The sequence below is a fragment of the Roseicella frigidaeris genome, assembly GCF_003258945.1.
Lineage (GTDB): Bacteria > Pseudomonadota > Alphaproteobacteria > Acetobacterales > Acetobacteraceae > Paracraurococcus > Paracraurococcus frigidaeris.
The window spans coordinates 205,231-229,185 of sequence record NZ_QLIX01000003.1; the positions used below are offsets into that span (position 1 = coordinate 205,231).

Here is a 23,955-nt window from a genome sequence, read left to right on the forward strand (position 1 = left end):
CGCCGGGACACGCCCGGCGGCCGAGTCGTGCCGACCGTGCGGGTGCAGGAGGCGGCGTTCGACCTCGCCGCCGAGAGCGCGGCGCTCGCCGCCGGCCGGGTCGATATCGGCGCCCTGGCCAGCTTCGTCGGCCTCTGCCGCGCCGATGACGGCCTCGCCGCGCTGGTGCTGGAGCACTATCCCGGCATGACCGAGCGGGCGATCACGGGCATCGCCGAGCAGGCCTGCGCCCGCTGGCCGCTCACCGGCTGCACCGTCATCCACCGCCATGGCCGGCTGGAGCCGGGGGCGCCGATCGTGCTGGTGCTCACCGCCTCCTCCCACCGCGCCGCGGCGCTCGAGAGCTGCGCCTTCCTGATCGACTGGCTGAAGACCCGGGCGCCCTTCTGGAAGCGCGAAGAATTCGCCGGCGGCGACGCGCGCTGGGTCGAGGCGAAGGCCGAGGACGATGCCGCCGCCGCCCGCTGGGAGCCGGGGCGCGCATGAGCCCGGAGCGCCTCGCCCGCGTCGAGCTGGCCTGCCAGGACCCGCATCGCCAGCGCGAGTTCTTCGCCCGCATCCTCGGCCTGGCGCCGGCCGAGCCGGGCAATGCGCTGCGCTTCACCATCGGCGAGGTGGAGCTGGTGCTGCGGCCGCGCGGCGATGCCCTCTTCGCCTCGGCGCGGCATGCCGAGGGCAGCGCGCTGCTCGCCTTCCCGGTCTCCGATGCCGAGCTCGACCGCTGGCACCGGCGCATGCTGACCGCCCGCGTCGCGGTGCTGGACGCGCCCGGCCCGGCCGGGGCGCCGCCACGGCTGCTGCGGGTGGCCGATCCGGAGGGCAATGTGATCGAGCTCTTCGCCCCCGCGTGACGCGCCGGGCGTGAGGGCCTGGCCGACCATCCTCGGCGGCGCCGCGCTGCTGCTCTGGCCGGCGGCGCTGAACGGCTACCCCCTGGTCTTCAGCGATACCGGCGCCTTCCTGGCGCAGACCATCGAGCGCATCCCGATCTGGGACAAGCCGATGGTCTATGGGCCGCTGCTGCACCTGTTCCATCTCCGCCTGAGCCTCTGGCTGCCGATGGCGGCGCAAGGGCTGGCGCTGTCCTGGCTGCTCTGGCTGGTGCAGCGGGTGCTGGACCATGATCCGCTCACGCCGGTTCGCGGACCCGTGAGTCACGCTTCCGGTGGGTCCCCCTCAGGCGATCACGCTCCAGGACGTGTCACCACCGGGTCGCATCTGCTGCTCTGCGCCGGGCTGGCGGCGGCGACGGCGGCGCCCTGGTTCGCCGCCTTCCTGATGCCGGACTGGCTGGCGCCGGCCCTCGTCCTCGCCCTCTTCCTGCTTGGCTTCGCAGCGGACCGGCTGGGGCGGGGAGAGCGCCTCGCGCTCGGGCTGCTCGCCACCCAGGCCGCCGCGGCGCATCTGTCGCACCTGCCCCTCGCCGCGGCGCTGATCCTGCTGATGCTGGCGGTGCGGCGCGCCTGGCGCCCGGCGCTGGCCTGCGCCCTGCCCCTGCTTGCCGCGCTTGCCCTGCTGCTGGCGACGAATCTCGCGGTCCATGGCCGCTTCGGCATCTCCCCCTACGGCGCCGTCTTCGCCCTGGCCCGGCTGGTCGCCGACGGGCCGGCGGCACGCACGATCGCGGCGCGCTGCCCGGAGGCAGGCTGGCATCTCTGCCGCTGGGCCGGGCGGCTGCCGGGGGATGCCGATGTCGTCCTCTGGGCGCCGGACGGGCCGGTCTCGCCGCCGCGGAGCGATGGACCGGAGCGTTTCGGCCCGATCGCCCTCGCCCCCGAGGCGGGCGTGATCCTGCGCGAGACGCTGCGGCGCGAGCCGCTCGGCGTGCTGCGCGCGGCGGCGCGGAACACGCTGCGCCAGCTCGGCCTGGCGCGGGTCGGCGACACGCTCGGGCCGGAGAACCTCGCCGGGACGGTGGGGCGGGAGCTGGCCCTCGGCTTCCCGCCGGCGGAGGCGGCGCGCTTCGCGGCCTCCTTGCAGGCGCGCGGGGTGCTGCGGCAGGCATCGGCGCCCGTCCTGCTGCTGCATCCGGCGGCGCTGCTGCTCGGCGCGGCGGGGGCGCTGCTGGCCTGGGGATGGGCGGCGCGGGCGGGCGATGGGCGGCGCCTCGGCCTGGTGCTCTGCGTGCTGGTCGGGATCACGGCGAATGCGGCGGCGACCGGCGCCCTCTCCGGCCCGCATGACCGCTACCAGGCCCGCATCGCCTGGCTGCTGCCGCTTGCCGCCCTCCTCGCCTGGCCGCGCCGGCCCCGTCCCACCCCCAACCCAGCCTGAGACGCCCGCCACCCCAGTCGCCGCCCGTTGTCCTGCCGCGGCTTCGCCGCGGCAGGCTGTGACGCGCCCTGGGCAGGAGGGACTCACGGGGCCCCCGCGACGGCGCGCAGCGACGTCGCGGGGATCAAGCCGTCGCCCGCTCCGCCGCCGGCTTGGCCGTGGCCGGCCGCGCCCGCCGCTCGAACAGCCCAGCGATGCCGCGCGGCATGAACAGCATGAACAGCACCAGCAGCAGCCCATAGACCAGCGGCGCGCCGCCGGTGAAGTCGGTGCCGAAGCCGATGCGCAGCGCCTCGTCGAGGCCGATGGTGATGATCGCCCCGATGGTCGGGCCGAAGGCCGCATACATGCCGCCGGCGATGGCCCCGAAGACGATCTGCAGCGAGATGCCGAGGCCGGCGAGGGATTCCGGGTTGAGGTATTGCCGGTACTGCGCCGTCAGCGCCCCGGCCAGCGCGGCGAGGGCGACGGAGATCACCGTCACCTTCATCTTCTCCCGCGTCACCCGGATGCCGATGGAGGCCGCGGCGTCCTCGTCCTCCGAGATCGCCGCCAGCGCCTTCGAGGACATGGAACGGTCGAGCAGCCGCCAGGCGAGCAGCCCGATCGCCCAGGCGATGAGGGCGACCCACCAGAAGCCGGTCTTGTCGAACTGCATGGCGAGGAATTGCTGCCCCGGCGGCGCCTGCACCGGCGTCATGCCGAGCGAGCCGCCGGTATGGTCGCGCAGGGCGACGATCAGGATGCGCACGATCTCGCCGGCGGCGAGCGTGACCAGCGCGAAGTAATGCCCGACCACGCGCAGCCGGAAGGCCGGATAGGCCAGCAGCATGCCGATCGCCACCGCGACGAGGATGCCGGCCGGGATGCCGAGCCAGGGCGTCAGCCCCGCCTCGTTCCAGAGCAACGCCATGGTGTAGGCCGCGGCGCCGAGGAAGGCGCCATGGCCGAAGGAGACCAGGCCGAAGCGGCCCATCATCGCCCAGCCGGTGCCGGCCAGCGCCGTCAGCACCATGGTGATGAGGACATGCATGGCGTAGTCCGGCGGCGAGAGCAGCGGCACCGCCCCCAGCACCACCACCCCGATGGCGAGCAGGGCGACGTCCCTTGCGAATCCGCTCATCGCGCGAACAGCCCCTTCGGCCGGATGAACATGACGAGGATGAAGAAGGCGAAGGCGACGACGTAGGAGAATTCGGTGGTGCCCCAGAAGCCGCCGACCGAGATGATCAGCCCCATCAGGAAGGCGGCGAGGAAGCCGCCGAGCATGTTGCCGAGCCCGCCCATGACGCAGATCATGAAGGTGATCGGCCCGAAGGAGAGGCCGACGAAGGGGTGCACGTCGAGCTGCACCACCAGCAGGCAGGCGGCGAGGCCGGCCAGCGCGCCGCCGACCGCCGAGGCGATGAGGTAGATGCGGCGGGGATCGACGCCCATCAGCGGCATCACCTCGCGGTCCCGCGCGATGGCGCGGATGGCGGTGCCGACATAGGTGAATTTCAGGAAGGCCCAGAGCACCGCGGCGCCGAGCAGCGCGGCGCAGAAGGCGGCGAGCTTGGTGCCGCTGACGAAGACCTCCCCCACCTCCATCGGCGGCATGTCGACGCCGAGCGAGCGGAACTCGGTGGAGAAGACCAGCGTCGCCGCGCCCTGCAACACGAAGAGCACGCCGCCGGTCGCCAGCACCTGGTTGATCGGCGGCGAGGTCAGCAGCGGCCGCACCACCAGCAGGTGCAGCAGCATCCCAAGCGCCGCGACGATGGGCAGGCAGGCGACGAAGGCCAGCGGCAGCGGCCAGCCGGCCTGGGTGTGGAGGAACCACACCGCATACATGCCGACCATGACCAGCTCGGCATAGCAGAGCCAGACCACGTCCACGACGCCGAAGACGAGGTTGAGCCCCAGCGCCGGCAGGGCGAAGACGCCGCCGAGGAGGATGCCGTTGACCAGCGCCTCCAGGAAGAAGGGGTCGAGAAGGTTCATGCGTGATCCCTTTCCGGGCCGGCCTCAGCGCGCCCGCCGGGCGCTGTCTCGGTGTCCCACGGCCTGTCCCCCGGCCTGTCCCAGGGCCTGTCCCACGACCCCCGGGGCGTCGTCGGGCCGCATCAATGGCCGCCCAGATAGCTGCGCCGGATCGCCGGGTCAGCGGCGAGCTCGGCCGAGCGCCCCTCGGCCGCGACGCGCCCGGTCTCCAGCACATAGGCGCGGTCCACCACCCGCAGCACCTGCGCCACGTTCTGCTCGACGATCAGCACCGTCAGCCCCTCCTGCCGGATGCGCCGCACCAGCTCGAAGACCTGCTGCACCACGATGGGCGCGAGGCCGGCCGAGGGCTCGTCGAGGAGGAGGATCTTCGGGCCGGACATCAGCGCCCGGCCGATGGCGCACATCTGCTGCTCGCCGCCCGACATGGTGCCGGCGAGCTGGTGCCGGCGCTGCTTCATGCGCGGGAAGAGCTCGAAGACATGCTCGCGCCGCGCCTCGAATTGCGGCCGGGCCGCGCGGGTGAAGGCGCCGACGCGGAGATTCTCCTCCACCGTGAGGTGCGGGAAGAGGCGGCGGTTCTCCGGCACATGCGCGATGCCGAGCCCGGGCAGCGCATGCGGCGGCACCTCGGTGAGGTCGCGCCCGCCATAGCGCAGCGTGCCGGCGCGCGGCCGGATCAGGCCGGAGATGACGCGGAGCAGCGTGGTCTTGCCGGCGCCGTTCGGGCCGACCACGCCCACCGCCTCGCCCGGCTCCACCCGCAGCCCGACGCCGAACAGCGCCTGGAAGTCGCCATAGCCGGCCTGGATGCCGGCGAGCTCCAGCGCCTCGCCCGGGGCCCGGGCGGCCGCGCCCGGCGGCTGCAACGCCGCGCTCATGCCGCGCGGGTCTCCGGCGGGCCGAGATAGACCTCGGCGACCCGTGCATCCTCCTGCGCCTCGGCCGGGGTGCCGCGGAAGATGACGGCGCCATGGTCGAGGACCACGACGCGATCGACGACGGAGAGAAGCACGCCCATGATGTGCTCCACCCAGACGATGGTGATGCCGCGCTCGTCGCGGATGCGCTTCAGCATGTCGGCGGCCTGGCGCATCTCGCCGGTATCGAGGCCGCCGAGGCTCTCATCGGCGAGCAGCAGCTTCGGCTGGGTCGCCAGCGCCCGCGCCAGTTCCAGCTTCTTGAGGCCGGCGGCGCCGAGGCCATGCGCCGTCGCCGCCGCGTCGTCCGGCAGCTGCGCCAGGCGCAGCGCGTCGCGCGCCCGCCGCTCCGCCTCGGCGCGGTCGATATGCCCGCCCGCGCCGTAGAAGGCGGCGAGCGTCGCGTTCTCGAGCAGGGTGAGGCCGCGGAAGGGGCGCGGGATCTGGAAGGTGCGGCCGATGCCGCGGCGGCAGGTCTCGTCCGCCGTGCTGCCGCCGATCTCGGCGCCGGCGAGGCGCACCGAGCCCGCGCTCGGCCGCAGCGTGCCGGCGATGCAGTTGAAGGTGGTGGACTTGCCCGAGCCGTTCGGCCCGAGCAGCCCGAGGATCTCGCCCTGCGCGACGGTGAAGGAGACCTTGTCGACGGCGGTGAAGCCGCCGAAGCGCTTGGTCAGACCCTCCACCTGCAGCAGCGGCGCGCCGGCCGCGTCCATGCTCAGGACCGGAGCGCGTAGGGGCTTTCGGGGGGCAGCGGCAGCACCGGGTCGCGGCCCAGCGAGGCCGGCCAGATGACATGCGACTTGGCGTTGTCGAACTGCATCACCACGCAGAGGCTGCGGCTGTTCTGCCCGGCCATGCTGGATTCCGGCGGCTCGAATTTCACGCCGTAGCCCTGGATGGTGCCGCCCTCGGGGATGTCCACCTGCAGCGCCGCCTCGCGCAGCGCCTCGGCCGTCATGCCGCCGGTCTTGCGCACCGCGGGCTTCAGCACGTGCTCGAGGAAGATCCAGGTGTTGTTGAACCCCATCGAGGCATGCGTCGGCAGGTCGTTCATCTTGTGCTTCGCCTGGTAGCGGGCGACGAAGGTCTTCGCCAGCTCGCCGACGCCGGGCTGCAGCCTCTCCCAGTCCAGCATCTGCGTCGCCGCCGGGTCGGCGTTGCCCATGCCCTGCAGGTCCTTGCCGAAGGTCTCCCACAGCCGGTCGATCTGCGACCAGCCGGCGCCATGGCCGAAGAGCATGCGGAAGCGCAGCCCGCCGGAGCGCGCCTGGCGCAGGAAGAGCGTGATGTCGGGGTTGTAGCCGGCCTGGTAGACGACGTCCGGCCGTTCCCGCCGCAGCTTGGTCACCAGGGTCGAGAGGTCGGGCGTGGTCGCCGAATAGGCCTCCTTCAGCACCACCGGCATGTTGAACTTCTTCGCATTCGCCTCGATGGCCGAGGAGACGCCGGTGCCGTAGGGCCCGTCCTCGTAGATGACGGCGAGCTTCACCTTCTCCGGCGCCATGCCGAGCTTCTTCTGCGCCTGCTCGTGGATCACCGAGACCGTGCCCTCGGCATACTGGTCGGAATGCACGGTGGGGCGGAAGACGTAGCGGAAATGCTTGTCCTTCAGCACCGCGGTGGCGATCGCCGAGGTGATCCACATGATCTTCTTCTGCGCCTCGAACCGCCCGGAGAGCGGCACGGCATGGGCGGAGGAATAGACCCCCATCACCACCTCGAGCCCCTCCTGGCCGAGCAGCCGCTCCGCCTCGTTGATGGCGACATCGGCCTTGCTCTGGCTATCGGCGCTGACCGCGACCACCGGCCGGCCATCGACGCCGCCGCGCTCGTTGAAGAGGGCGATCGCCACCTCGGAGCCGTTGAAGAGCGGCACGCTGCCGGCGCCAGCGAAGGGGCCGGAGAGGTCGGTCAGCAGCCCGACCCGCAGCGGATCGCCGCCGCGCGCCGGCGCGGTCTGCGCCCGTGCCGTGGCCGGCACGCCGGCGGCGAGGCCGAGGCCGGCCCCGGCCTGCAGCAGCGTGCGACGCGAAGTCCCGTTGCGCTCCATCTCGTCCGTCCTTCCCTGCCTCGTGGCCGGGCGCGCGGGGTGGTCCCCGTCGGGTGGAACGGACGTCAGGACAGGCTGGTGCATGGATCCGGCGGGGCCGGGGCGCCTGCGCTTCCCCCAACGCCGCGTTCCTTTGCGCACGGCCTTTCGCACAGCCTGAGACAGGCGGTGCGGCGGCGTCAAGCGGCGGCGGCGCTGGCGGCGGTCATTCCTTGTGGAAGCGGGCCTTGCGGAACCGGGCCATGAAGAAGCCGTCCATGCCGCCGCGGTCCGGCCAGAGATTGGGGCGGGTGCGGACCGCCCCCTCGGCGGTGATCGCCCCGGCGAGGCCGGGCAGCTCCTCCGGCCGCACCGGATCGAGGGCGAGGCCGAGCGCCGCGGCCGCCGCCAGATGCGCCTCGCCCTCCTCGGGCTGCAGCGAGCAGGTGGCGAGGACCAGCCGGCCGCCCGGCGCCAGCAGCCGCGCCGCCGCGGCCAGCAGCTCCCGCTGCAGCCCCGCCGCCGCGCCGACATCCTTCGGCCGCTTCAGATGCGGCACGTCCGGGTGGCGGCGGATGGTGCCGGTCGCGGTGCAGGGGGCATCGAGCAGGATGGCGTCGAAGGCCGCGCCGCCGGGCTCCCAGCGCAGGGCATCGGCGACCACCAGCTCGGCCGGCAGGCGCAGCCGCGTCAGGTTCTCCTGCAGCCGCGCCGCCCGCTTCGGGTCCCGCTCCACCGCCGTCACCGCGGCGCCGGCGGCGGCGAGCTGCGCCGTCTTGCCGCCCGGAGCGGCGCAGAGATCGGCGACGCGCTCGCCCGGCCGCGCCGCCAGCAGCTGGGCCGGCAGGGCGGCGGCGGCGTCCTGCACCCAGAAGCCGCCCTCGGCGAAGCCGGCGAGCTCGGTCACCCGCGTCCCGGCCGGGTAGCGGTGGCTGCCGGTCGGCAGGGCCTCGCCGCCCTCCGGCGGCGCGGCGCCGGGCGCGAGGCTGAGATCGAGCGGCGCCTCCTGCCGGTGCGCCGCGGCGATGTCGCGCACCGCCGGGCCATAGGCGGCGTGCCAGGCGCTCCAGAGCCAGGCGGGCGTGTCCAGCCGCTCGGCCTCCAGCCCCGCCAGCGCCGCCGGCCCGGCCTCGGCCACCCGCCGCAGCACGGCATTGACCAGCCCGGCGAAGGGCTTCGGCACCAGGTCGACGGCACTGCCGACGGCGGCATGGGCGGGGGTGCCGAGCAGCAGCAGCTCCGCCGCGCCGAGGCGGAGCACGGTGCGCACCGGCCCGGGCGGCTCCCGCCGCAGGAAGGGCTCCAGCACCGCATCCAGCGAGCCGGTGCGGCGCAGCACGGCGGCGGCGATCCGGTGCGCCGCCGCCCGGTCGCGCGGCGAGACCGCGGCCCCGGGATGCGCCTGCCCCTTCTCCCGCACCCGGTGCGGCCGGCCATCGGTCGGCAGGGCGTCGAGCGCCTCCTCGAGCGGCCGATGCCGCAACAGGACGGCATCGAGCAGGGCGGCGGCGGCGCGACGGGCCGGATTCTGGGTGGGGGCTGCCATGAGGCCGCCCTTTATGGCCGCCGGCACCGCCCCATGCTAGTGCGCCCGCCCATGCATATCTCGGCGCCGTCCAGCCCCGACCGCTCCCTCGGCGCCCTGCCGGAAGCGCTGCAACGCCGCCCCCGCCTGGCGCTGGTGCTGCTTTGCCTCGCCCTCTGGCTGCCCGGCTTCTTCACCCTGCCGGCGACCGACCGCGACGAAAGCCGTTTCGCCCAGGCGACGAAGCAGATGGTCGAGAGCGGCGACTATGTCCGCATCCGCGTCGGCGAGGAGGAGCGCAACAAGAAGCCGGCCGGCATCCACTGGCTGCAGGCCGCCTCGGTGCATCTGGTGGAGGCGGCGCAGCTCGGCACGCGGCGGGATATCTGGCCCTATCGGCTGCCGAGCCTGCTCGGCGGGATCCTGGCGGTGCTGGCCACCTTCCACTGGGGCCGCTCCCTGGTCGGGCGGCGGGCCGCCTTCCTCGGCGCGGCGATGCTCGCCTCCTCCCTGGTGCTGGTGGCCGAGGCGCATATCGCCAAGACCGACGCCGCGCTGCTGGCCACCGTCGCCGCGGCCATGGGGCTGTTCTCGCAGGCCTATCTGCGGCCGGAGCGCTTCACCGCCCGCCAGGCCGCCGGCTTCTGGCTGGTGCTCGGGGCGAGCGTGCTGCTGAAAGGGCCGGTCGGGCCGATGGTGCCGCTGCTGGCCGGCATCACCCTCGCCATCGCCGATCGCGGCGCCCCCTGGCTGCGGGCCCTGCGGCCGGGCTGGGGGCTGCCGCTGATGGTCGCCGCCGCGGCGCCCTGGTTCGTCGCTATCGGCATCGCAACGGACGGGCGCTTCTTCGAGCAGGCGGTCGGCGGCGACATGCTGTCGAAGATCGGCAGCGGCGAGGAGAAGCATGGCGGCCCGCCTGGCTTCTACCTGCTGAGCTTCGCCATCGCCGCCTTCCCCTCGGCCTGGATCGTGCTCACCGCCCTGCCGGCGGCCTGGCGCGACCGGCTGAACCCGCCGACGCGGGTCCTGCTCGCCTGGGTGGTGCCCTCCTGGCTGGTCTTCGAGGCGGTGCAGACCAAGCTGCCGCACTACACCCTGCCGCTCTACCCGGCGCTGATGCTGCTCGGCGCCGCCTGGGCGATGGACCCGCTGCGGCACATGCCGCCGCGCTGGTGGCAGCGGGTGACGCTCTGGCTGTTCGGCCTGGTGGCGCTCGGCCTCGCCGTGGCGGCGGAGGCCGCCTGCTGGGTGATGCTGCAGGAGCCCTTCGGCGGCGGGCTGCTGGTGCTGCCGCTGGCGGCGCTGCTGGTCTGGCTGGTGGCCGGCAGCGCCCGGCGCGGCGCCTGGGGGCGGGCCGGGCTGCTCGGCGCGCTGCTCGCCGTGCCGCTCTATGCCGCGGTGCTGGAAGCGGTGGTGCCGCGGCTCGAGCCGCTCTGGATCGCGCCGCGCCTGGCCGCCACCCTGGCGGCGCGCTCGCCCGGGCTGCTGCCGGGCGAGTTCGGCATCACCGGCCATTCCGAGCCCTCGGTGCTCTTCGCCATCGGCGGCGAGGCCCGGCTGCTGCGCACCGGCACCGAGGCGGCGCAATTCCTGGCCGGCGGGACGGGCCGGGTGGTCGCGGTCGGCAACCGCGCCGAGGGCGACTTCGAGCACGAGGCGACGACGCTCGGCCTGTCGGTGCAGGAGATCGGCCAGGTGACGGGCTTCAACTACACCCGCGGCCGCTGGGTGACCCTGATGCTGTTCCGCCGCGGCGATTGAGGCCGGGCGCAAACCGCCGGTTTGCCAGGGCTTCGCGGCGTCGCGCCGTAAGGCGCGCCTTGTGACGCGATGCCGTAAGGCGCGCCTTGTGACGCGATGCCGTAAGGCGCGCCTTGCGGCGCGACGCCGACAGGCGCGCCTCGCGGCGCGACCCGCGACGCCGCCGGGCGGCGCCGCGGGGTGGGCTCAGCGGATGGCGATCGGGTTGATGATCGCCTGCACCGCGCCCTTCAGCCGCGGCTGGCCGAGCACGAAGAGGAACTCCTTCACCTGGTCGCGGGCCAGGCCGCGGGTGTCCATGACTTCCAGGATATGGACGCCGTTCTTCGCCAGCAGCACCTGGTGGCCTTCCCAGACGCGGTTGGGATTCTTGAAGGGCACCGCCTCGACGCCCCAGGTATCGGCGCCGACCGCCACCACGCCGAGGCCGGCGAGGAACTCCGCCGCGCCCACATCGATGCCCGGCTCGCCCTTGCCGAAGCGCGGCGCGTCGCGGTCGAGCATCTCGACCCAGCCGGTATGGATGAGGAACACGTCGCCCTGGCGCACCTCGACGCCCTGGTCGCGCATGGCGGCGCGCAGGTCGTCGGCGGTGATGATCTCGCCCTCCTCCAGCATCGGCTTGTTGCGGGCCTGCGCCATGTTCACCAGCACGCCGCGCGAGACCATGGGCGGGATGCCCTCGACGCCGAGCTTCGTCACCCCCGTGGTGTGCATGAAGTCGGCGGCCTTGTTGCCGTTGTAGAAGGTGTTGTCGATGCCGAGATGCGCGAAGCTGTCGATCTGGCTGCCGACGCCGAGCCAGCCGGTGAACATGTCGTCCGCATAGGACATCTTGTTCTCGGAGGGCACGAGGCTGCCGGCGAACTGGTCCGGCATCATCACCGTCACCGTGGCGAAGCGCGGCGGGAAGGCCGGGGTGTCGCGCCCGACCGGCACGCCGAGGGCATAGACCTGGCCGCGCGTCACCAGCTTCGCCGCCTCCAGCACCTTCTGCGGCGTCAGCAGGTTCATGGCGCCGATCTGGTCGTTGGCGCCGTATTTGGAGGGGTACCAGGCGCCGGCCGGGGCGGCGGCGGGCGGCGAGGCCGCCTGGGCCAGCAGCAGCGGCGCCGGCCCGTGGTCATGGCCATCATGGGCGCTGGCCGCGATCGGCAGCAGCGCCAGGGCGGCCGCGGCCGCCAGGCTGATCTTGCGCATCGATGTTCCTCCCCGCGTCTTGCGACACGGGGAGGCTAGCCGCAGCGCCAGCGATCGGGAAAGCGAAGCTTTCGCGGCGCCGGCTATTCCGCCGCCAGCGCGCCCTTGTCCCGCAGCCCGGCCCAGGCGGCGTCCAGCCCGGCGCGGAACCGGGCGCACATCTCGCCGATCTCCGCCTCGGTGATGATCAGCGGCGGGGTGAAGGCGATGCGGTCGCCGATGGCGCGCACGATCAGCCCGGCCTTCTCGCAGGCCTCCTGCACCTTGAGCCCGGCCTTGGCGGCGGCCGGGAAGGGCGCCTTCGTCGCCTTGTCCGCCACCAGCTCGACCCCCGCGATCAGGCCGACGCCGCGCACATCGCCGACCAGCGGATGCTCGCGGAACTGCCCGAGCCCCTCGAGGAAGGCCGGGGAGACGCGCCGCACATGGCCGAGGATGTCGCGCTCCTCGTAGATCGCCAGCGTCTCGAGCGCGACGGCGCAGGCCACCGGATGGCCGCCATAGGTGAAGCCATGGCCGAAGCTGCCGTTGCGCCGGCTGCCCTCCAGCAGCGCGGCATGGATGCGGTCCGAGATCAGCAGCGCCGAGAGCGGCTGGTAGCTGGCGGTGAGCTGCTTGGCGCAGGTGAGCATGTCGGGGCGCATGCCATAGGTCTCGGAGCCCCAGAGATGGCCGGTGCGGCCGAAGCCGCAGATCACCTCGTCGGCGACGAGGAGGATGTCGTGCTTCTTCAGGATCGGCTGGATGCGGTCGAAATAGCCGCGCGGCGGGGTGATGGCGCCGCCGCCGCCCTGCACCGGCTCGGCGAAGAAGGCGGCGATAGTCTCGCCGCCCTCCCGCGCGATCAGCGCTTCCAGCTCGGCCGCCATGCGGGCGCTGAACTGCTCCTCGCTCTCCCCCGTCTCGCCGAAGCGGTAGTAATTGGGGTTCGAGACGTGCAGGAAGCGGTCGGTCAGCGGCAGGTCGAAATCCGCCTGCATATGCGGCTGGCCGGAGAGCGAGGCGGTCGCCACCGTGTTGCCGTGATAGCCGCGGATGCGGCCGATGAGCTTCTTCTTCTGCGGCCGGCCGGTGACGTTGTTGTAGTACCAGATGAGCTTGATGGCGGCGTCGTTCGCCTCCGAGCCGCTGCACTGGAACAGCACGTGCTCCAGCCCCTCCGGCGCGATGGCGGCGAGCTTCTCGGCCAGCCGGACGCTCGGCTCGTGCCCCTTCTGGAAGAAGGTGTGGTAATAGGGCAGCGCCAGCATCTGGTCATGCGCCGCCTTGGCGAGCCGGCGCTCGGAGAAGCCGAGGCTGGCGCACCAGAGGCCGGCCATCGCCTCGATGTATTCCCGCCCCTCGGTGTCCCAGACCCGCACGCCCTCGCCGCGGCTGATCAGCACCGCGCCCTCGCGGCCATGCGCGTCGAGGTCCGTCTGCTGGTGGACCATATGGGCGAGGTCGGCGGCGTGCAGGCTGTTCGGGCGCATCGGCGGGCTCCGGCAGGATCGGACAATCGGCAGCGGATCGCTTTCGCTGCACCGCGTCAACCCGCGGCGAGGCGGCGGCGCGGGCAAAATTGTCCGCGCCGGCGATTCCGCTGGCCCGGCATCCGTCCTACCCTCGCCGCAGGGGGCACCGGAAGAGGCCCCGACGGGAAGGGACCGATCCATGAACAGACGCAGGATGCTGCAGGCCGCGGCCTTGCCCGCGGCGGCAACGGGGCTCGCCTCGCCCGCGCTCGCCCAGGCGGCGCCGAAGGTGAGCTGGCGGCTCACCTCCAGCTTCCCGCGCAACCTCGACACGCTCTACGGCGCGGCGACCAACCTCTCGCGCATGGTGAGCGAGGCGACGGACGGCAATTTCACCATCCGCATCTTCGCCCCCGGCGAGATCGTGCCGGCGCTGGAGGCGCGCGAGGCCACCTCGAAGGGCTTCGTCGAGAGCTGCTTCACCGCCTCCTCCTACTCGATCGGCACCGACCCGGCCTTCATGTTCGGCACGGTGCTGCTCTTCGGCCTGAACAGCCGGCAGCAGATGGCCTGGCTCTACGAGGCGGGCGGCAACGACAAGCTGAACAAGCTGCTCTACGAGAAGCACAACGTGCTCTGCTGGCCGCTGATCAGCACCGGCGCGCAGATGGGCGGCTGGTTCCGCAAGGAGATCCGCTCGCCCGAGGACCTGAAGGGGCTGAAATTCCGCATCGGCGGCCTGGCCGGGCATGTCTTCCAGCGGCTCGGCAGCGTGCCGCAGCAGATCGCCGCCGGCGACATCTATCCCTCGCTCGAGCGCGGCACCATCGACGCCGCCGAGTGGATCGGCCCGCATGACGACGAGAAGCTCGGCCTCTACAAGGTCGCGCCCTATTACTACTATCCCGGCTGGTGGGAGGGCACCGGCATCCTCTCGCTCTTCGTCAACAAGGGGAAGTTCGAGGAGCTGCCGGCCGCCTATCGCAGCATCCTGCTGACGGCCGCCGCGGCCACCACCTCGCTCGGCCTGGCGAAATACGACGCGCTGAACCCGCAGGCCCTGAAGCGGCTGGTCGCGGCCGGCGCGCAGCTCCGCCCCTTCCCGCAGAGCGTGCTCGATGCCTGCTTCGACGAGACGGCGAAGATGCACGAGGAGTATGCGAAGGCCGATCCGGTCTATGCCGAGATCTACCGCGACATGAGCGCCTTCCGCCAGGATGGCTACCAGTGGCTGCAGCTCTCGGAATACAGCTTCGACAGCTACCAGATCCGGCGCCTGCGGCGCTGAGGGCGGGCCGCGGCCGGCGCCGCCGGCCGCGGCCTATATCTCCGACCAGCGGCGCAGCAGGTTGTGGTAGCTGGAGGTCAGGGCGAGGACGCTCGGGTGGTCGTCCGGCAGGGACTTGCGGACGCCGATGATCGCCATGTCCATGTCGTAGAGGAAGGCGCGCTTGCCGTCGTCCTTCACCAGGGACTGGCTCCAGAAGAAGGAGGACCAGCGACTGCCGCGGGTGATCTCGTTCACCCGGTGCAGGCTGGTGGCCGGATAGACCACCATGTCGCCCGCCGGCAGCTTCACCGCATGCGTCCCGTAGGTGTCCTCGACCACCAGCTCGCCGCCGTCATAGCTGGCGGGGTCGGTGAGGAAGAGGGTCGAGGAGACATCGGCGCGCAGGCGGAAGCCGTTGGTGCCGGGCACGTAGCGGATGGCGTTGTCGACATGGGCGTCGAATTTCATGCCCTTGTCGTAGCGGTTGAACATGGGCGGATAGACGCGGAGCGGCAGGGCCGCCGAGGTGAAGAGCGGCGTGCGGCCGAGCGCCCGCAGGATGAGATCGCCGAGCTCGCGGCTGACCCGGCTGTCCTCCGGCACTTGCAGATTGAACTTCGCCTTGGCGGATTGCTCGCCCGCGGTCTGCCGCCCATCCGCCCAGGCGGCGGCTTCGAGGGCACGGCGGCAATGCGCCACTTCCTCGGGCGAGAGCACCTGTCGGATCTGGATCAGCATCCCATCCCCTCCGCATGCCCGCCGGCCACCGGGCGGGGCCGTCCCGGCCCCGCTCGTCACAGCGCCCATCAGATCCGCCGCTGCCCGTTGCCCTGCCGCGGCTTCGCCGCGGCAGGCCGTGACGCAACTCGGGCAGAAGGGGACGCTCTTAGTATACGGCGGCGAGGCTGAACAGCACCGTGCGTCCCGCCGAGGGGTTGACGCGGTTGCCGAACAGCGCGTCGTAGTTCAGCTCGTTGGTGAGGTTGTAGCCGTTGACGGCCACGCGCCACTGCCGCCGCTCGCCGAAATTATGCGAGATCACCGCATCCAGGGTGAAATTCGCCGGGACCTCGGCGGTGTTGGCCGCATTCAGGAAGGCCTGGCTGCGATAGGTGATGCCGCCGCCCACCGTGAACTGGTAGGGCGTGTCGCGCATCGCCTCATAGGTGGTCCAGAGCGCCGCCGCGTGCTTCGGCACGTACTGCACCCGCTTGCCGAGATTGGCCGCGGTGCTGGACTTCGTCGTTTCGCTGTCCATGTAGGTGTAGTTGGCGGTGAAGGCCCAGTCGCGGGTGATCGCGCCCGTCACGCCGACCTCGATGCCCTGGTTGCGCTGCTCGTCGCCCGACTGGGTGATGGTGCCCGAGATCGGGTCCGACACGAAGGCGTTGCCCTTCTCGATGCGGTAGAGCGCGCCATAGAGGCCAAGCCGGTTCTCGATGACGCCGACCTTGGCGCCCAGCTCGTAGATGGTGTTGGTCTCGGGCGAGAGGCCGCTGTTGCCGACGGTGAAGGTCGCCGGCTGGGTGGTGATGAAGGAGCCGGGCGGGCTGTGGGAGGTGGCGTAGGAGAAGTAGTAGGTCTGGGTCTTGGTCGGCTCGAAGACCAGGCTGGCGCGCGGATCGGCGAAGGTGTTGTTCGAGGAGATGATGGTCGTGGCGGCGCCGCTGCCATAGGTCTTGTAGTCGATGTCGTAGTTGCTGACGCGCACGCCGCCGATGACCGAGAGCTGCGGCGTCAGCCAGACCCGGTCGATCAGGAAGCCGCCCAGGTAGCGCTGGTCGGTCTCGCGCACATTGGCGCCGGTCGCCGCCACCACGCTGAAGCCCGCGGCCGAATGGCTCGGATTGAACAGGCTGACGAAGGGCCGGGTGGCCGGGTTGTAGGCATAGCCCGTGCGCTCGTCGTGCTGGAGCCAGGCATCGAGCCCGAAGGTCGCCTCATGCCGCAGGAAGCCGGTGTGGAAGCGGGCGACCGCGGTGGTGACGTTCTGCAGCCCCCAGGTTTCCTGGTGGAAGGGGTTGCCGGCGGCGCTGGCCTGCACCGTGGGCACGGTGAGGGGGTTGTTGTCGAACAGGTACTGGGTGCAGTTGCCGGCGCCGGTCGAGGAGCAGCTCGTCGGCGAGGCTGCGAAGTTGCGCGTCACATAGCTGAAGCGGGTGTCGTTGGTCACCGTCAGCCAGTCATTCGGCACGTAGCGCAGCCGGGCGGTGAAGCGGTCCACCGTCACGTCATCGCGGTCGAGGTCCCAGCCATACCAGTTCTTCCGGCTGACCCCGTATTCGGTGACCGGCTTGCCCACGGTCTGCCCCGGCGCGGTCACGATGGGCACGCCGTAATCGGGGATGCGCCGATCCTCGAAATGCATGTAGTCGACGGTCAGCGAGACATTGGTCCCGAGGCCGAAGCCGATCGAGGGGGCGATGGCGAAGCGGCCGGACTCGATCTTGTCGCGGTCGACGACACGGTTGTACTGGCCCATCAGGTTCAACCGCACGGCGGTCGTCGAGTCGAGCTGCTGGTTGATGTCGACGGTGCCGCGATAGAGCGGGCCGAGGCCGCCGGTGATGCTGCCGCCGTAGCTGTTGCCGAGGAAGGGCGTCTTGGTGTTGATGTTGATGGCGCCGCCGATGTTGTTCTGGCCGAAGGTGGTCGCCGAGGGCCCCTTCATCACCGCGATGCTGTCGATGTTGAAGGCGTCGCGGGTGTAGGAGCCGAAGTCCTTCAGCCCATCGACATAGACGTCGTTCTGCGTGGCGAAGCCGCGGATGCGGAACTGGTCGCCGTTGACGCCGCCATTGCCCTCGCCGATGGAGGCGGTGATGCCGGGGACGTTGCGCAACGCCTGGTCGAGGGTGGTGACGTTCTGCTGTTCCAGGATCTCGCGCGGGATGATGTTGATGGTCTGCGGCGTCTCCTGCACCGTGCCGGGCATGCGGCTCAACCCGGTGCCGCGCTGCAGGGTGTTCGCCGGCTCCTGCGCTTGGACATCGAGCGTCGGCAATGCGATGGTGGGCGAGGAGGCGAAGGCCGGCGCCGTCTCGGCCTGGGCCAGCGCCGGGGGTGCCACTTGTGCCGACGCCGTGTCGGAGATTGCCATCACCAGCCCCATGCCAAGGGCGCTCGGCGAAGCCCCACACAGCAGCAGCGTCCGTCTCGACATTCCGTCCTCACAAGGCATTCAATGCGAGTGACTCTTAGTTGCATTGTGATACAGGGGCAATACGGGTCGGACACGTAATGCGTTTTGCGTAACTCGCCTGTGGATTGAGGATGCGCGGCGCGGCCGCAGCCCAGGACCAAAGCCGATGCTCGCGCTTCGAGCATCGAACCATCGTCATCCGATCGGGGCGTCCACCCGGTCGGGATCTGTTCTAGGTTCGGCGCCGATGTACCACGCTCCCCCCATCCCGGCCGGCATCGTCTCCCTCGCCGATTACGAGGCCACGGCCCGGCCGCGGATCAGCGAGCCGGCCTGGGCCTACCTGTCCGGCGGCGCCGCGGACGAGCTGACGCTGCGCGCCAACCGCGAGGCCTTCGACCGGCTGCGGCTGCAAAGCCGCGTGCTGGCCGCGCTGCCGGCGCCGCATACGCGCCTCACCCTGTTCGGCCAGGAGCTCGACTTCCCGATCCTGCTGGCGCCGGTCGCCTTCCACCGCCTGGTTCATCCCGAGGGCGAGCTGGCGGCGGCCTTCGGCGCCGCCGCCATCGGCGCCGCCATGGTCGTCAGCACCCAGGCGAGCCACAGCCTCGAGCAGATCGCCGGCGTCGCCAGGGCGCCGCTCTGGTTCCAGCTCTATGTGCAGCATGACCGCGGCTTCACCGAAGCGCTGGTCCGCCGCGCCGAGGCGGCCGGCTACCGCGCCCTGGTGGTGACGGCGGATGCCCCCGTCAGCCTGCGCAACCGCGAGCAGCGGGCCGGCTTCCGCCTGCCCCCGGGGGTCGAGGCGGTCAATCTCCGCGGGTTGCCGCCGCCGCCGCCGACCCGCGCGGGCCCGGCGGAGAGCGAGGTCTTCCGCGGCCTGCTCGATGGCGCGGCAAGCTGGCGGGACATCGCCTGGCTGCGCTCCCTCACCCGGCTGCCGGTGCTCCTCAAGGGCATCCTGGCGCCGGCGGATGCCAGGCGGGCGCTGGCGGAGGGGGTCGATGGCCTCATCGTCTCGAACCATGGCGGCCGCAGCCTCGACACGCTGCCGGCGAGCATCGAGGCCCTGCCGCGGATCGCCGAGGCGGTGGCGGGCCAGGTGCCGCTGCTGCTCGATGGCGGCATCCGCCGCGGCACCGACGTGCTGAAGGCGCTCGCCCTCGGCGCCCGGGCGGTGCTCATCGGCCGCCCCTACCTCCACGCGCTGGCGGTGGGCGGGCCGGTGGGCGTGATCCATGCGCTGAAGATCCTGCGCACCGAGCTTGAGACCGCCATGGCGCTGACCGGGCGGCCGACGCTCGAGAGCATCGACCGCACGGTCCTCTGGGACGGATAGGGTCCAGGGGCACTCACTCAGGGACGCTCATTCAGGGGCCCACCCGGGGGTGGCCCGCCCCGTCAGCGCCAGCCGAGGGCGGGGGCGACCTGGGTCAGGATGCCCTCGATCACATGGGCGCAGTAGTCGACGCCGAGCTGGTTGGGGATGGTCAGCAGCAGCGTGTCGGCCTCGGCGATCGCTGCGTCGCCGCGGAGCTGCGCGACCAGCGCCTCCGGCTCGGCCGCATAGCCGCGGCCGAAGATGGCGCGGGTGCGCTCGTCGATGAAGCCGACCTGGTCCTCCTCCTTGCCGCCGCGGCCGAAATACATCCGGTCGCGGTCGTCGAGCAGCGGGAAGATGCTGCGGCTGACCGAGACGCGCGGCGTGCGGGCATGCCCCGCCTCCGTCCAGGCCTCCCGATAGGCGCGGATCTGCTTCGCCTGCTGGATGTGGAAGGGCTCGCCCGTCTCGTCGTCCTTCAGCGTCGAGCTCTGCAGGTTCATGCCCTGCCGCGCCGCCCAGACCGCCGTGGCGTTGGAGCCGGAGCCCCACCAGATGCGCTCCCGCAGCCCCTCGGAATGCGGCTCCAGCCGCAGCAGCCCGGGCGGGTTGGGGAACATCGGGCGCGGGTTGGGCTGGGCGAAGCCCTGGCCCTTCAGCACCTCGAGGAAGACCTCGGCATGACGGCGGCCCATCTCGGCATCGCTCTCGCCTTCCGGCGGGGCATAGCCGAAATGCCGCCAGCCCTCGATCACCTGCTCGGGCGAGCCGCGGCTGAGGCCGAGTTGCAGCCGCCCGCCGCTGATGAGGTCGGCGGCGCCGGCATCCTCGGCCATGTAGAGCGGATTCTCGTAGCGCATGTCGATCACGGCGGTGCCGAGCTCGATGCGGCTGGTCTTCGCGCCCATGGCGGCGAGCAGGGGGAAGGGCGAGGCGAGCTGCCGGGCGAAGTGATGCACGCGGACATAGGCGCCATCCGCGCCCAGCGCCTCCGCCGCCACGGCGAGGTCGATGGATTGCAGCAGGGCATCGCCGGCCGAGCGGGTGCCCGATTGCGGCGAGGGGGACCAATGGCCGAAGGAGAGGAAGCCGATCTTCTTCATGGGGGTGTCGTCCGGTTGGGCGGCGGCGCCGCCGCTGGAGCCTGTGGGGGAGGGTCTGTCGGGGGCTCATCTGGGGCGGGGGCCGCCGGTCCGCCAATCACCGGCGCCAATGATCCTCATGCCCGGGACGCGGCCGGCGCCGCCCTGCCCCGCCGCCAACCCATGCCCGCGGCGCGACCCTGCCCCGGCGAGGCCAGGCTTCCCGGCCAGGGCCCGGCAACCGATCCTGGCGCAGCCTGCCGGGCGGCCCATCTGTCCGGACAGGGTGCGAGGGAAACGCCAGGATGCAGCAGCAGGACAGCCGGTCCCGCGACGGGGGCCCAGGCCAGGACGCGGCCCGGGGCTGGGCGCCGTCCGAGTTGCGCTCGCTCTCGCTCGTCTCGGCTGCGCATCTGGTCAGCCATGTGCACATCCTGGTGCTGCCGCCGCTCTTCCCGCTGCTGCAGGCCCGGCTCGGCGTCGGCTTCATCGAGCTCGGCCTGGCGCTGACGCTGTTCAACATCGTCTCCGGCGTGACCCAGGCGCCGATGGGCTTCGCGGTGGACCGCTACGGCTCCCGCCGGGTGCTGGTGGCGGGGCTGCTGCTCGGCGGCAGCGCCTTCGTCGCGCTCGGCCTCTTTCCCTCCTACCCGGCCCTGCTGGCGGCGGCGGCGGCGCTCGGCCTCGCCAACGCGGTCTATCATCCGGCGGATTACGAGATGCTGTCGCGCAGCATCGGCGAGGCGCGGATCGGCCGCGCCTTCTCCATCCACACCTTCGCCGGCTATCTCGGCGGCGCCCTGGCCCCGGCCATGACCCTCGGCGTCTCGGCCCTCGGCGGCCTCCCCGCGGCGATGTTCGCCGCCGGCGGCCTCGCCTTCGCCGCCGCCCTGCCGCTGGCGCTGGCCGGCGACCCGGCACCGGCCCCGCGCGCCGCGGCGAAGCGGCCGGCCGCGGCCGGCGGCTCGGTGCTGACGCCGGCGGTCATCATGCTGACCGCCTTCTTCGCGCTGCTCAGCCTCTCGACCGGCGGGGTGCAGAATTTCTCCGTCGCGGCGCTGGTGAGCGGCCGCGGCGTGGATTTCGCCATCGCCAATGTCGCGCTCTCGGCCTTCATGCTGCTCTCGGCCTTCGGCGTGCTGGCCGGCGGCGTGGTGGCGGACCGCACCAGCCGGCATGGCGACGTGGCGGCGCTCGGCTTCGGGCTGACCGGGACCCTGGTGGCGCTGGTCGGGCTGGTGCCGCTCGGGCCGGTGGCCCTGGTCGCGGCGCTCGGCGCGGCCGGCTTCCTCTCGGGCATCATCATGCCCTCGCGCGACATGCTGGTGCGCGCCGCGGCGCCGCCGGATGCGGTGGGCCGGGTCTTCGGCATCGTCACCACCGGCTTCAACATCGGCGGCACGGTGGGGCCGATGCTCTATGGCTACCTGATGGACCAGGGCCAGCCGCTGCTGGTCTTCGCCGCTTCGGTCTTCTTCATCGTGGCCACCATGGCGATGGCGCTGGTCGGCGAGCGCCGGGCGAAGCGGCCGCTGGCGGCCGGATAGCCGGCGGACAGGCCAGACGGCCCGGAGGATGCAATAAGGGACGTGCAACGGACCAGCGGACTGGGGGGGATGCACCGGGCCTGAGCGCGGTGCAAACACTCCAGACCACGATCCGCTCGCGCTGGTTCGCGGATCTGCTCTAGACCGGCGGCTTCTTCACCGTCCGGCCGGGATCGCCGCCCATGGCGCGGCGCACCGCCTCGCGCAGCATGTCCGGCCGCGGCAGCAGGATGCTCTGGCGGGTGACAACCGCCTTGCCCTCGCGCGCCATGGCCGAAAGCTCGCGCGAGACCGCCTCCCGCCGCGCGCCGATCCGCGCCGCCAGGATGTGCTGCGCCGGCGGCGGGCTGATGCGGAGCTGCCCGTCCTCGCGCGGCCGGCCGAGGCGCAGCAGCTCCGCCACCAGCCGGTGGCGCACCGGCAGCACCGCGAGCTCGACATTGCGCGCATCGAGCAGCCGCAGCCTGCCGGTCAGCAGGCGCAGCAGCTGCAGCGCCGCCGCGGGCGTCTGCAGCACCAGGTCGAGGAAGGCGGCCCGCGGCAGGCAGCAGAGCACCGTGTTGTGCACCGCGGTGACGTTGGCCGAACGGCTGAGCCCGTCGATCGCCGCCATCTCGCCGAAGATCTCGCCCGCGCCGGCCTCGTTGAGGATCACCTCCTGGCCGCTCGCGGAATGCACGGCGACCCGGACCGTGCCGGAGATGATGAGAAAGACCTCGTCCGAGCTGTCGTCGAAATCGATCACCACCTCGCCGGGCTGCACCTTGCGCCAACGCGCCTGACGCGCGGCCTCCGCCAGCCGGCGGGGCTCGACCTCGCGCAGCAGGGGGAAACGGGAGAGGCGCTCATCCTCGGGGGTCAGGGTCATGGCTGACCGCATCGTCTCGATCCGGATCTATGCTGAAGAGACCGCAGTGCCGGGCGGAGAGCAAGCTCGGCTGTGCGACGGCGCACAGCCCGGAACCCGGCGAGGCCGCATACTCGTTGCGATGCCAGCGACAGGATCCGTCTCCGGCGCGCCGTGGCCAAGGCTCCCGGCGCCTGCCAGAGGTTTGCGCCATCCGTTACCGGATCTCCGGCGAAGGGCTGGGAACGCCTGGCCCGGGCAGCCGATGCCCGCAGGCCGGCGCCCCGCCGGCAGGGGCCGCGCCAGCCCCCAGTGTCCCATCAATTCCTATCGGTAACATATGCTCGATCATGTCAGCGGCGGCGTCAGCACGGTCGATTCAGGTCCGACGAGCAGCCTCGAATGCCAGGCCATGGCCCGCCCACAGGCCCGGCGCGTCGCCCCGCCCGCCAGCCCCGCGCCGGCCAGGACACGGCTTGGCCGCGTCCCGGCGCCGCGGCAATTCGGCCGCGCCGTGAACCGCCCGCGCGGCCTGCGCCACCTGCTCGACACCGTCGACCTGCCGCCGGTGCTGCGGGCGGAGCTGCTGCGCCGCATGGCGGCGCCCTGGCGCGGCTACCATGGGCTGCAGCACCTCGCCGTGCTCTGGTGCCGGCATCGCCGCTATGGCCGGACGGGGCCGATGCGGCGCAAGCGCGTCGCCCGGATGATCGCCGCCGCCATCCTCTTCCACGATGTCATCCTGGTGCCCGGCGCGGCCGACAACGAGGCACGCTCGGCGGCCTTCTGGCGGCGCGCGGCACGGCGCCTGCACGGCTTCACCGCCAAGGAGATCGGCTGGGTCGCCGAGACCATCCAGGCCACCGCCGACCATCTGAACACCCCGGTGCCGCATGGCGAGCGCGGCGCGGCGCGGCTCTGGCTGCTCGATCTCGACCTGACGCCGATCGGCGAGGAGGCGACCATCTTCGACCGCAACGGCCGCGGGCTGCGGGCCGAGGCGCGCCATCTCGACGACGCGGCCTTCGCCGAGACGCAGCGCGCCTTCCTCGCCCGCATCCGGGCGGCGCCGCGGCTGCTGCGCCATGCGCGGCTGCACACCGCCTTCGAGGCGAGGGCGCGGGCCAATATCGGCCGGGCCCTGCGGCGCCCGCTTCCGAAGCGCTGAGTGTCGCAGCGCTCCACGACCCGGCCTGATCGCGTGAGTCACGCCGCGCGGCGCGATCCCTTCTCAGCGCATCCGGCTCAGCGCGTCCGGACGGGGGCCGAGAGGCCGCCGCCACCGCCGCCCGAGAGCGCCGCGGCCAGCGCCGCCGCGGCGGCCAACGGCACCATGACGGCGGCCGCCGGCAGCAGGGCGGCCGGGCCGGGCTCCGCCTCGCGCGGCGCCAGGCGGCCATAGCGCGGCCGCACGGCGCCGCCGCCTCCGGCCGCAGCGGGGGCGTAGGAGAAGCGGGCCGCCCGCGGCGCGCCCCGGGCCGGCACCGCGACCGTGGCCCCCTCGGTCACCACCACGCGCTGCTGCGCCGCCGCCGGGGCGGCGAGGCCAACGAGGACCAGGGCCAGGATGGCAGAAAGTCGGAACATTACGAAACTGTGC

General features: G+C 72.5%; 21 protein-coding genes. 8 read left to right on the top strand and 13 right to left on the bottom strand.

Annotated features, from left to right (window positions below; genetic code table 11):
- Positions 1 to 27 precede the first annotated feature (27 nt).
- From DOO78_RS06370 to DOO78_RS06380, 3 genes are read left to right on the top strand one after another with little or no spacing between them, the layout of a single operon-like run.
- Complete coding sequence (locus DOO78_RS06370; RefSeq protein ID WP_207802809.1) at positions 28 to 486, top strand: molybdenum cofactor biosynthesis protein MoaE; 459 nt, start codon at positions 28 to 30, stop codon at positions 484 to 486.
- Positions 483 to 851, top strand: coding sequence for a VOC family protein (locus DOO78_RS06375; RefSeq protein WP_111468900.1), 369 nt, complete (start codon positions 483 to 485; stop codon positions 849 to 851). Before DOO78_RS06370 ends, DOO78_RS06375 begins: the two co-directional genes overlap by 4 nt.
- Before the next feature lie 10 nt (positions 852 to 861).
- Positions 862 to 2,274 carry a hypothetical protein gene (locus DOO78_RS06380; RefSeq protein ID WP_243634423.1) on the top strand — a complete coding sequence of 471 codons (1,413 nt, stop codon included), beginning with the start codon at positions 862 to 864 and terminating at the stop codon, positions 2,272 to 2,274.
- Positions 2,275 to 2,398: 124 nt separating this feature from the next.
- Here DOO78_RS06380 and DOO78_RS06385 read toward each other — a convergent pair whose 3' ends face one another.
- From DOO78_RS06385 to DOO78_RS06410, 6 genes are all read right to left on the bottom strand, one after another.
- Positions 2,399 to 3,397 (bottom strand): branched-chain amino acid ABC transporter permease, encoded by a 999-nt coding sequence (locus DOO78_RS06385; RefSeq protein ID WP_111468901.1) that lies wholly within the window; start codon positions 3,395 to 3,397, stop codon positions 2,399 to 2,401.
- Complete coding sequence (locus tag DOO78_RS06390) at positions 3,394 to 4,257, bottom strand: branched-chain amino acid ABC transporter permease (protein WP_111468902.1); 864 nt, start codon at positions 4,255 to 4,257, stop codon at positions 3,394 to 3,396. Before DOO78_RS06390 ends, DOO78_RS06385 begins: the two co-directional genes overlap by 4 nt.
- A 122-nt stretch (positions 4,258 to 4,379) precedes the next feature.
- Positions 4,380 to 5,138: an ABC transporter ATP-binding protein gene (locus tag DOO78_RS06395; protein ID WP_111468903.1), complete on the bottom strand. Its 759-nt coding sequence runs from the start codon at positions 5,136 to 5,138 to the stop codon at positions 4,380 to 4,382.
- Positions 5,135 to 5,890, bottom strand: coding sequence for an ABC transporter ATP-binding protein (locus tag DOO78_RS06400; protein ID WP_243634424.1), 756 nt, complete (start codon positions 5,888 to 5,890; stop codon positions 5,135 to 5,137). The genes DOO78_RS06395 and DOO78_RS06400 overlap by 4 nt, the downstream gene beginning before the upstream one ends.
- 2 nt (positions 5,891 to 5,892) lie before the next feature.
- On the bottom strand, positions 5,893 to 7,227 hold the full coding sequence (locus DOO78_RS06405) for an ABC transporter substrate-binding protein (RefSeq protein WP_111468904.1): 1,335 nt from the start codon (positions 7,225 to 7,227) through the stop codon (positions 5,893 to 5,895).
- A 205-nt stretch (positions 7,228 to 7,432) separates the two neighbouring features.
- Entirely contained in the window at positions 7,433 to 8,752 is a 1,320-nt protein-coding gene (locus tag DOO78_RS06410) for an RsmB/NOP family class I SAM-dependent RNA methyltransferase (protein ID WP_243634425.1), read from the bottom strand.
- Positions 8,753 to 8,803: 51 nt separating this feature from the next.
- On the opposite strand from DOO78_RS06410, the gene DOO78_RS06415 reads away from it, so the two are divergent.
- Complete coding sequence (locus DOO78_RS06415) at positions 8,804 to 10,492, top strand: ArnT family glycosyltransferase (protein WP_243634426.1); 1,689 nt, start codon at positions 8,804 to 8,806, stop codon at positions 10,490 to 10,492.
- 186 nt (positions 10,493 to 10,678) lie between these two features.
- Here DOO78_RS06415 and DOO78_RS06420 read toward each other — a convergent pair whose 3' ends face one another.
- On the bottom strand, positions 10,679 to 11,692 hold the full coding sequence (locus DOO78_RS06420; RefSeq protein WP_111468905.1) for a cyclase family protein: 1,014 nt from the start codon (positions 11,690 to 11,692) through the stop codon (positions 10,679 to 10,681).
- 83 nt (positions 11,693 to 11,775) lie between these two features.
- The gene (locus DOO78_RS06425; RefSeq protein ID WP_111468906.1) at positions 11,776 to 13,164 is read right to left on the bottom strand and encodes an aminotransferase; all 1,389 of its coding nucleotides are present in this window, start codon (positions 13,162 to 13,164) and stop codon (positions 11,776 to 11,778) included.
- A 181-nt stretch (positions 13,165 to 13,345) separates the two neighbouring features.
- On the opposite strand from DOO78_RS06425, the gene DOO78_RS06430 reads away from it, so the two are divergent.
- On the top strand, positions 13,346 to 14,434 hold the full coding sequence (locus DOO78_RS06430; protein WP_111468907.1) for a TRAP transporter substrate-binding protein: 1,089 nt from the start codon (positions 13,346 to 13,348) through the stop codon (positions 14,432 to 14,434).
- A 33-nt stretch (positions 14,435 to 14,467) separates the two neighbouring features.
- Here DOO78_RS06430 and DOO78_RS06435 read toward each other — a convergent pair whose 3' ends face one another.
- Both DOO78_RS06435 and DOO78_RS06440 read right to left on the bottom strand, forming a co-directional pair.
- The gene (locus tag DOO78_RS06435; protein WP_111468908.1) at positions 14,468 to 15,154 is read right to left on the bottom strand and encodes a Fe2+-dependent dioxygenase; all 687 of its coding nucleotides are present in this window, start codon (positions 15,152 to 15,154) and stop codon (positions 14,468 to 14,470) included.
- 148 nt (positions 15,155 to 15,302) lie between these two features.
- On the bottom strand, positions 15,303 to 17,516 hold the full coding sequence (locus tag DOO78_RS06440; RefSeq protein WP_243634427.1) for a TonB-dependent receptor: 2,214 nt from the start codon (positions 17,514 to 17,516) through the stop codon (positions 15,303 to 15,305).
- A 289-nt stretch (positions 17,517 to 17,805) separates the two neighbouring features.
- Between DOO78_RS06440 and DOO78_RS06445 the strand changes: the two genes are divergently transcribed.
- Positions 17,806 to 18,897: an alpha-hydroxy acid oxidase gene (locus DOO78_RS06445; RefSeq protein ID WP_111468910.1), complete on the top strand. Its 1,092-nt coding sequence runs from the start codon at positions 17,806 to 17,808 to the stop codon at positions 18,895 to 18,897.
- Between the two features lie 62 nt (positions 18,898 to 18,959).
- Here the strand turns inward: DOO78_RS06445 and DOO78_RS06450 are convergent, their stop codons facing one another.
- A complete protein-coding gene (locus DOO78_RS06450; protein ID WP_111468911.1) occupies positions 18,960 to 19,982 on the bottom strand; it encodes an LLM class flavin-dependent oxidoreductase in 1,023 nt (340 codons plus the stop codon).
- A gap of 284 nt (positions 19,983 to 20,266) precedes the next feature.
- Between DOO78_RS06450 and DOO78_RS06455 the strand changes: the two genes are divergently transcribed.
- The gene (locus tag DOO78_RS06455) at positions 20,267 to 21,508 is read left to right on the top strand and encodes an MFS transporter (RefSeq protein ID WP_111468912.1); all 1,242 of its coding nucleotides are present in this window, start codon (positions 20,267 to 20,269) and stop codon (positions 21,506 to 21,508) included.
- Between the two features lie 139 nt (positions 21,509 to 21,647).
- On the opposite strand, the gene DOO78_RS06460 is transcribed toward DOO78_RS06455, so the two are convergent.
- Positions 21,648 to 22,376: a Crp/Fnr family transcriptional regulator gene (locus DOO78_RS06460; protein WP_111468913.1), complete on the bottom strand. Its 729-nt coding sequence runs from the start codon at positions 22,374 to 22,376 to the stop codon at positions 21,648 to 21,650.
- 391 nt (positions 22,377 to 22,767) lie between these two features.
- Between DOO78_RS06460 and DOO78_RS06465 the strand changes: the two genes are divergently transcribed.
- Positions 22,768 to 23,523 carry a hypothetical protein gene (locus DOO78_RS06465; RefSeq protein WP_128080011.1) on the top strand — a complete coding sequence of 252 codons (756 nt, stop codon included), beginning with the start codon at positions 22,768 to 22,770 and terminating at the stop codon, positions 23,521 to 23,523.
- A gap of 77 nt (positions 23,524 to 23,600) precedes the next feature.
- On the opposite strand, the gene DOO78_RS06470 is transcribed toward DOO78_RS06465, so the two are convergent.
- On the bottom strand, positions 23,601 to 23,942 hold the full coding sequence (locus DOO78_RS06470; protein ID WP_111468915.1) for a hypothetical protein: 342 nt from the start codon (positions 23,940 to 23,942) through the stop codon (positions 23,601 to 23,603).
- Positions 23,943 to 23,955 lie beyond the last annotated feature (13 nt).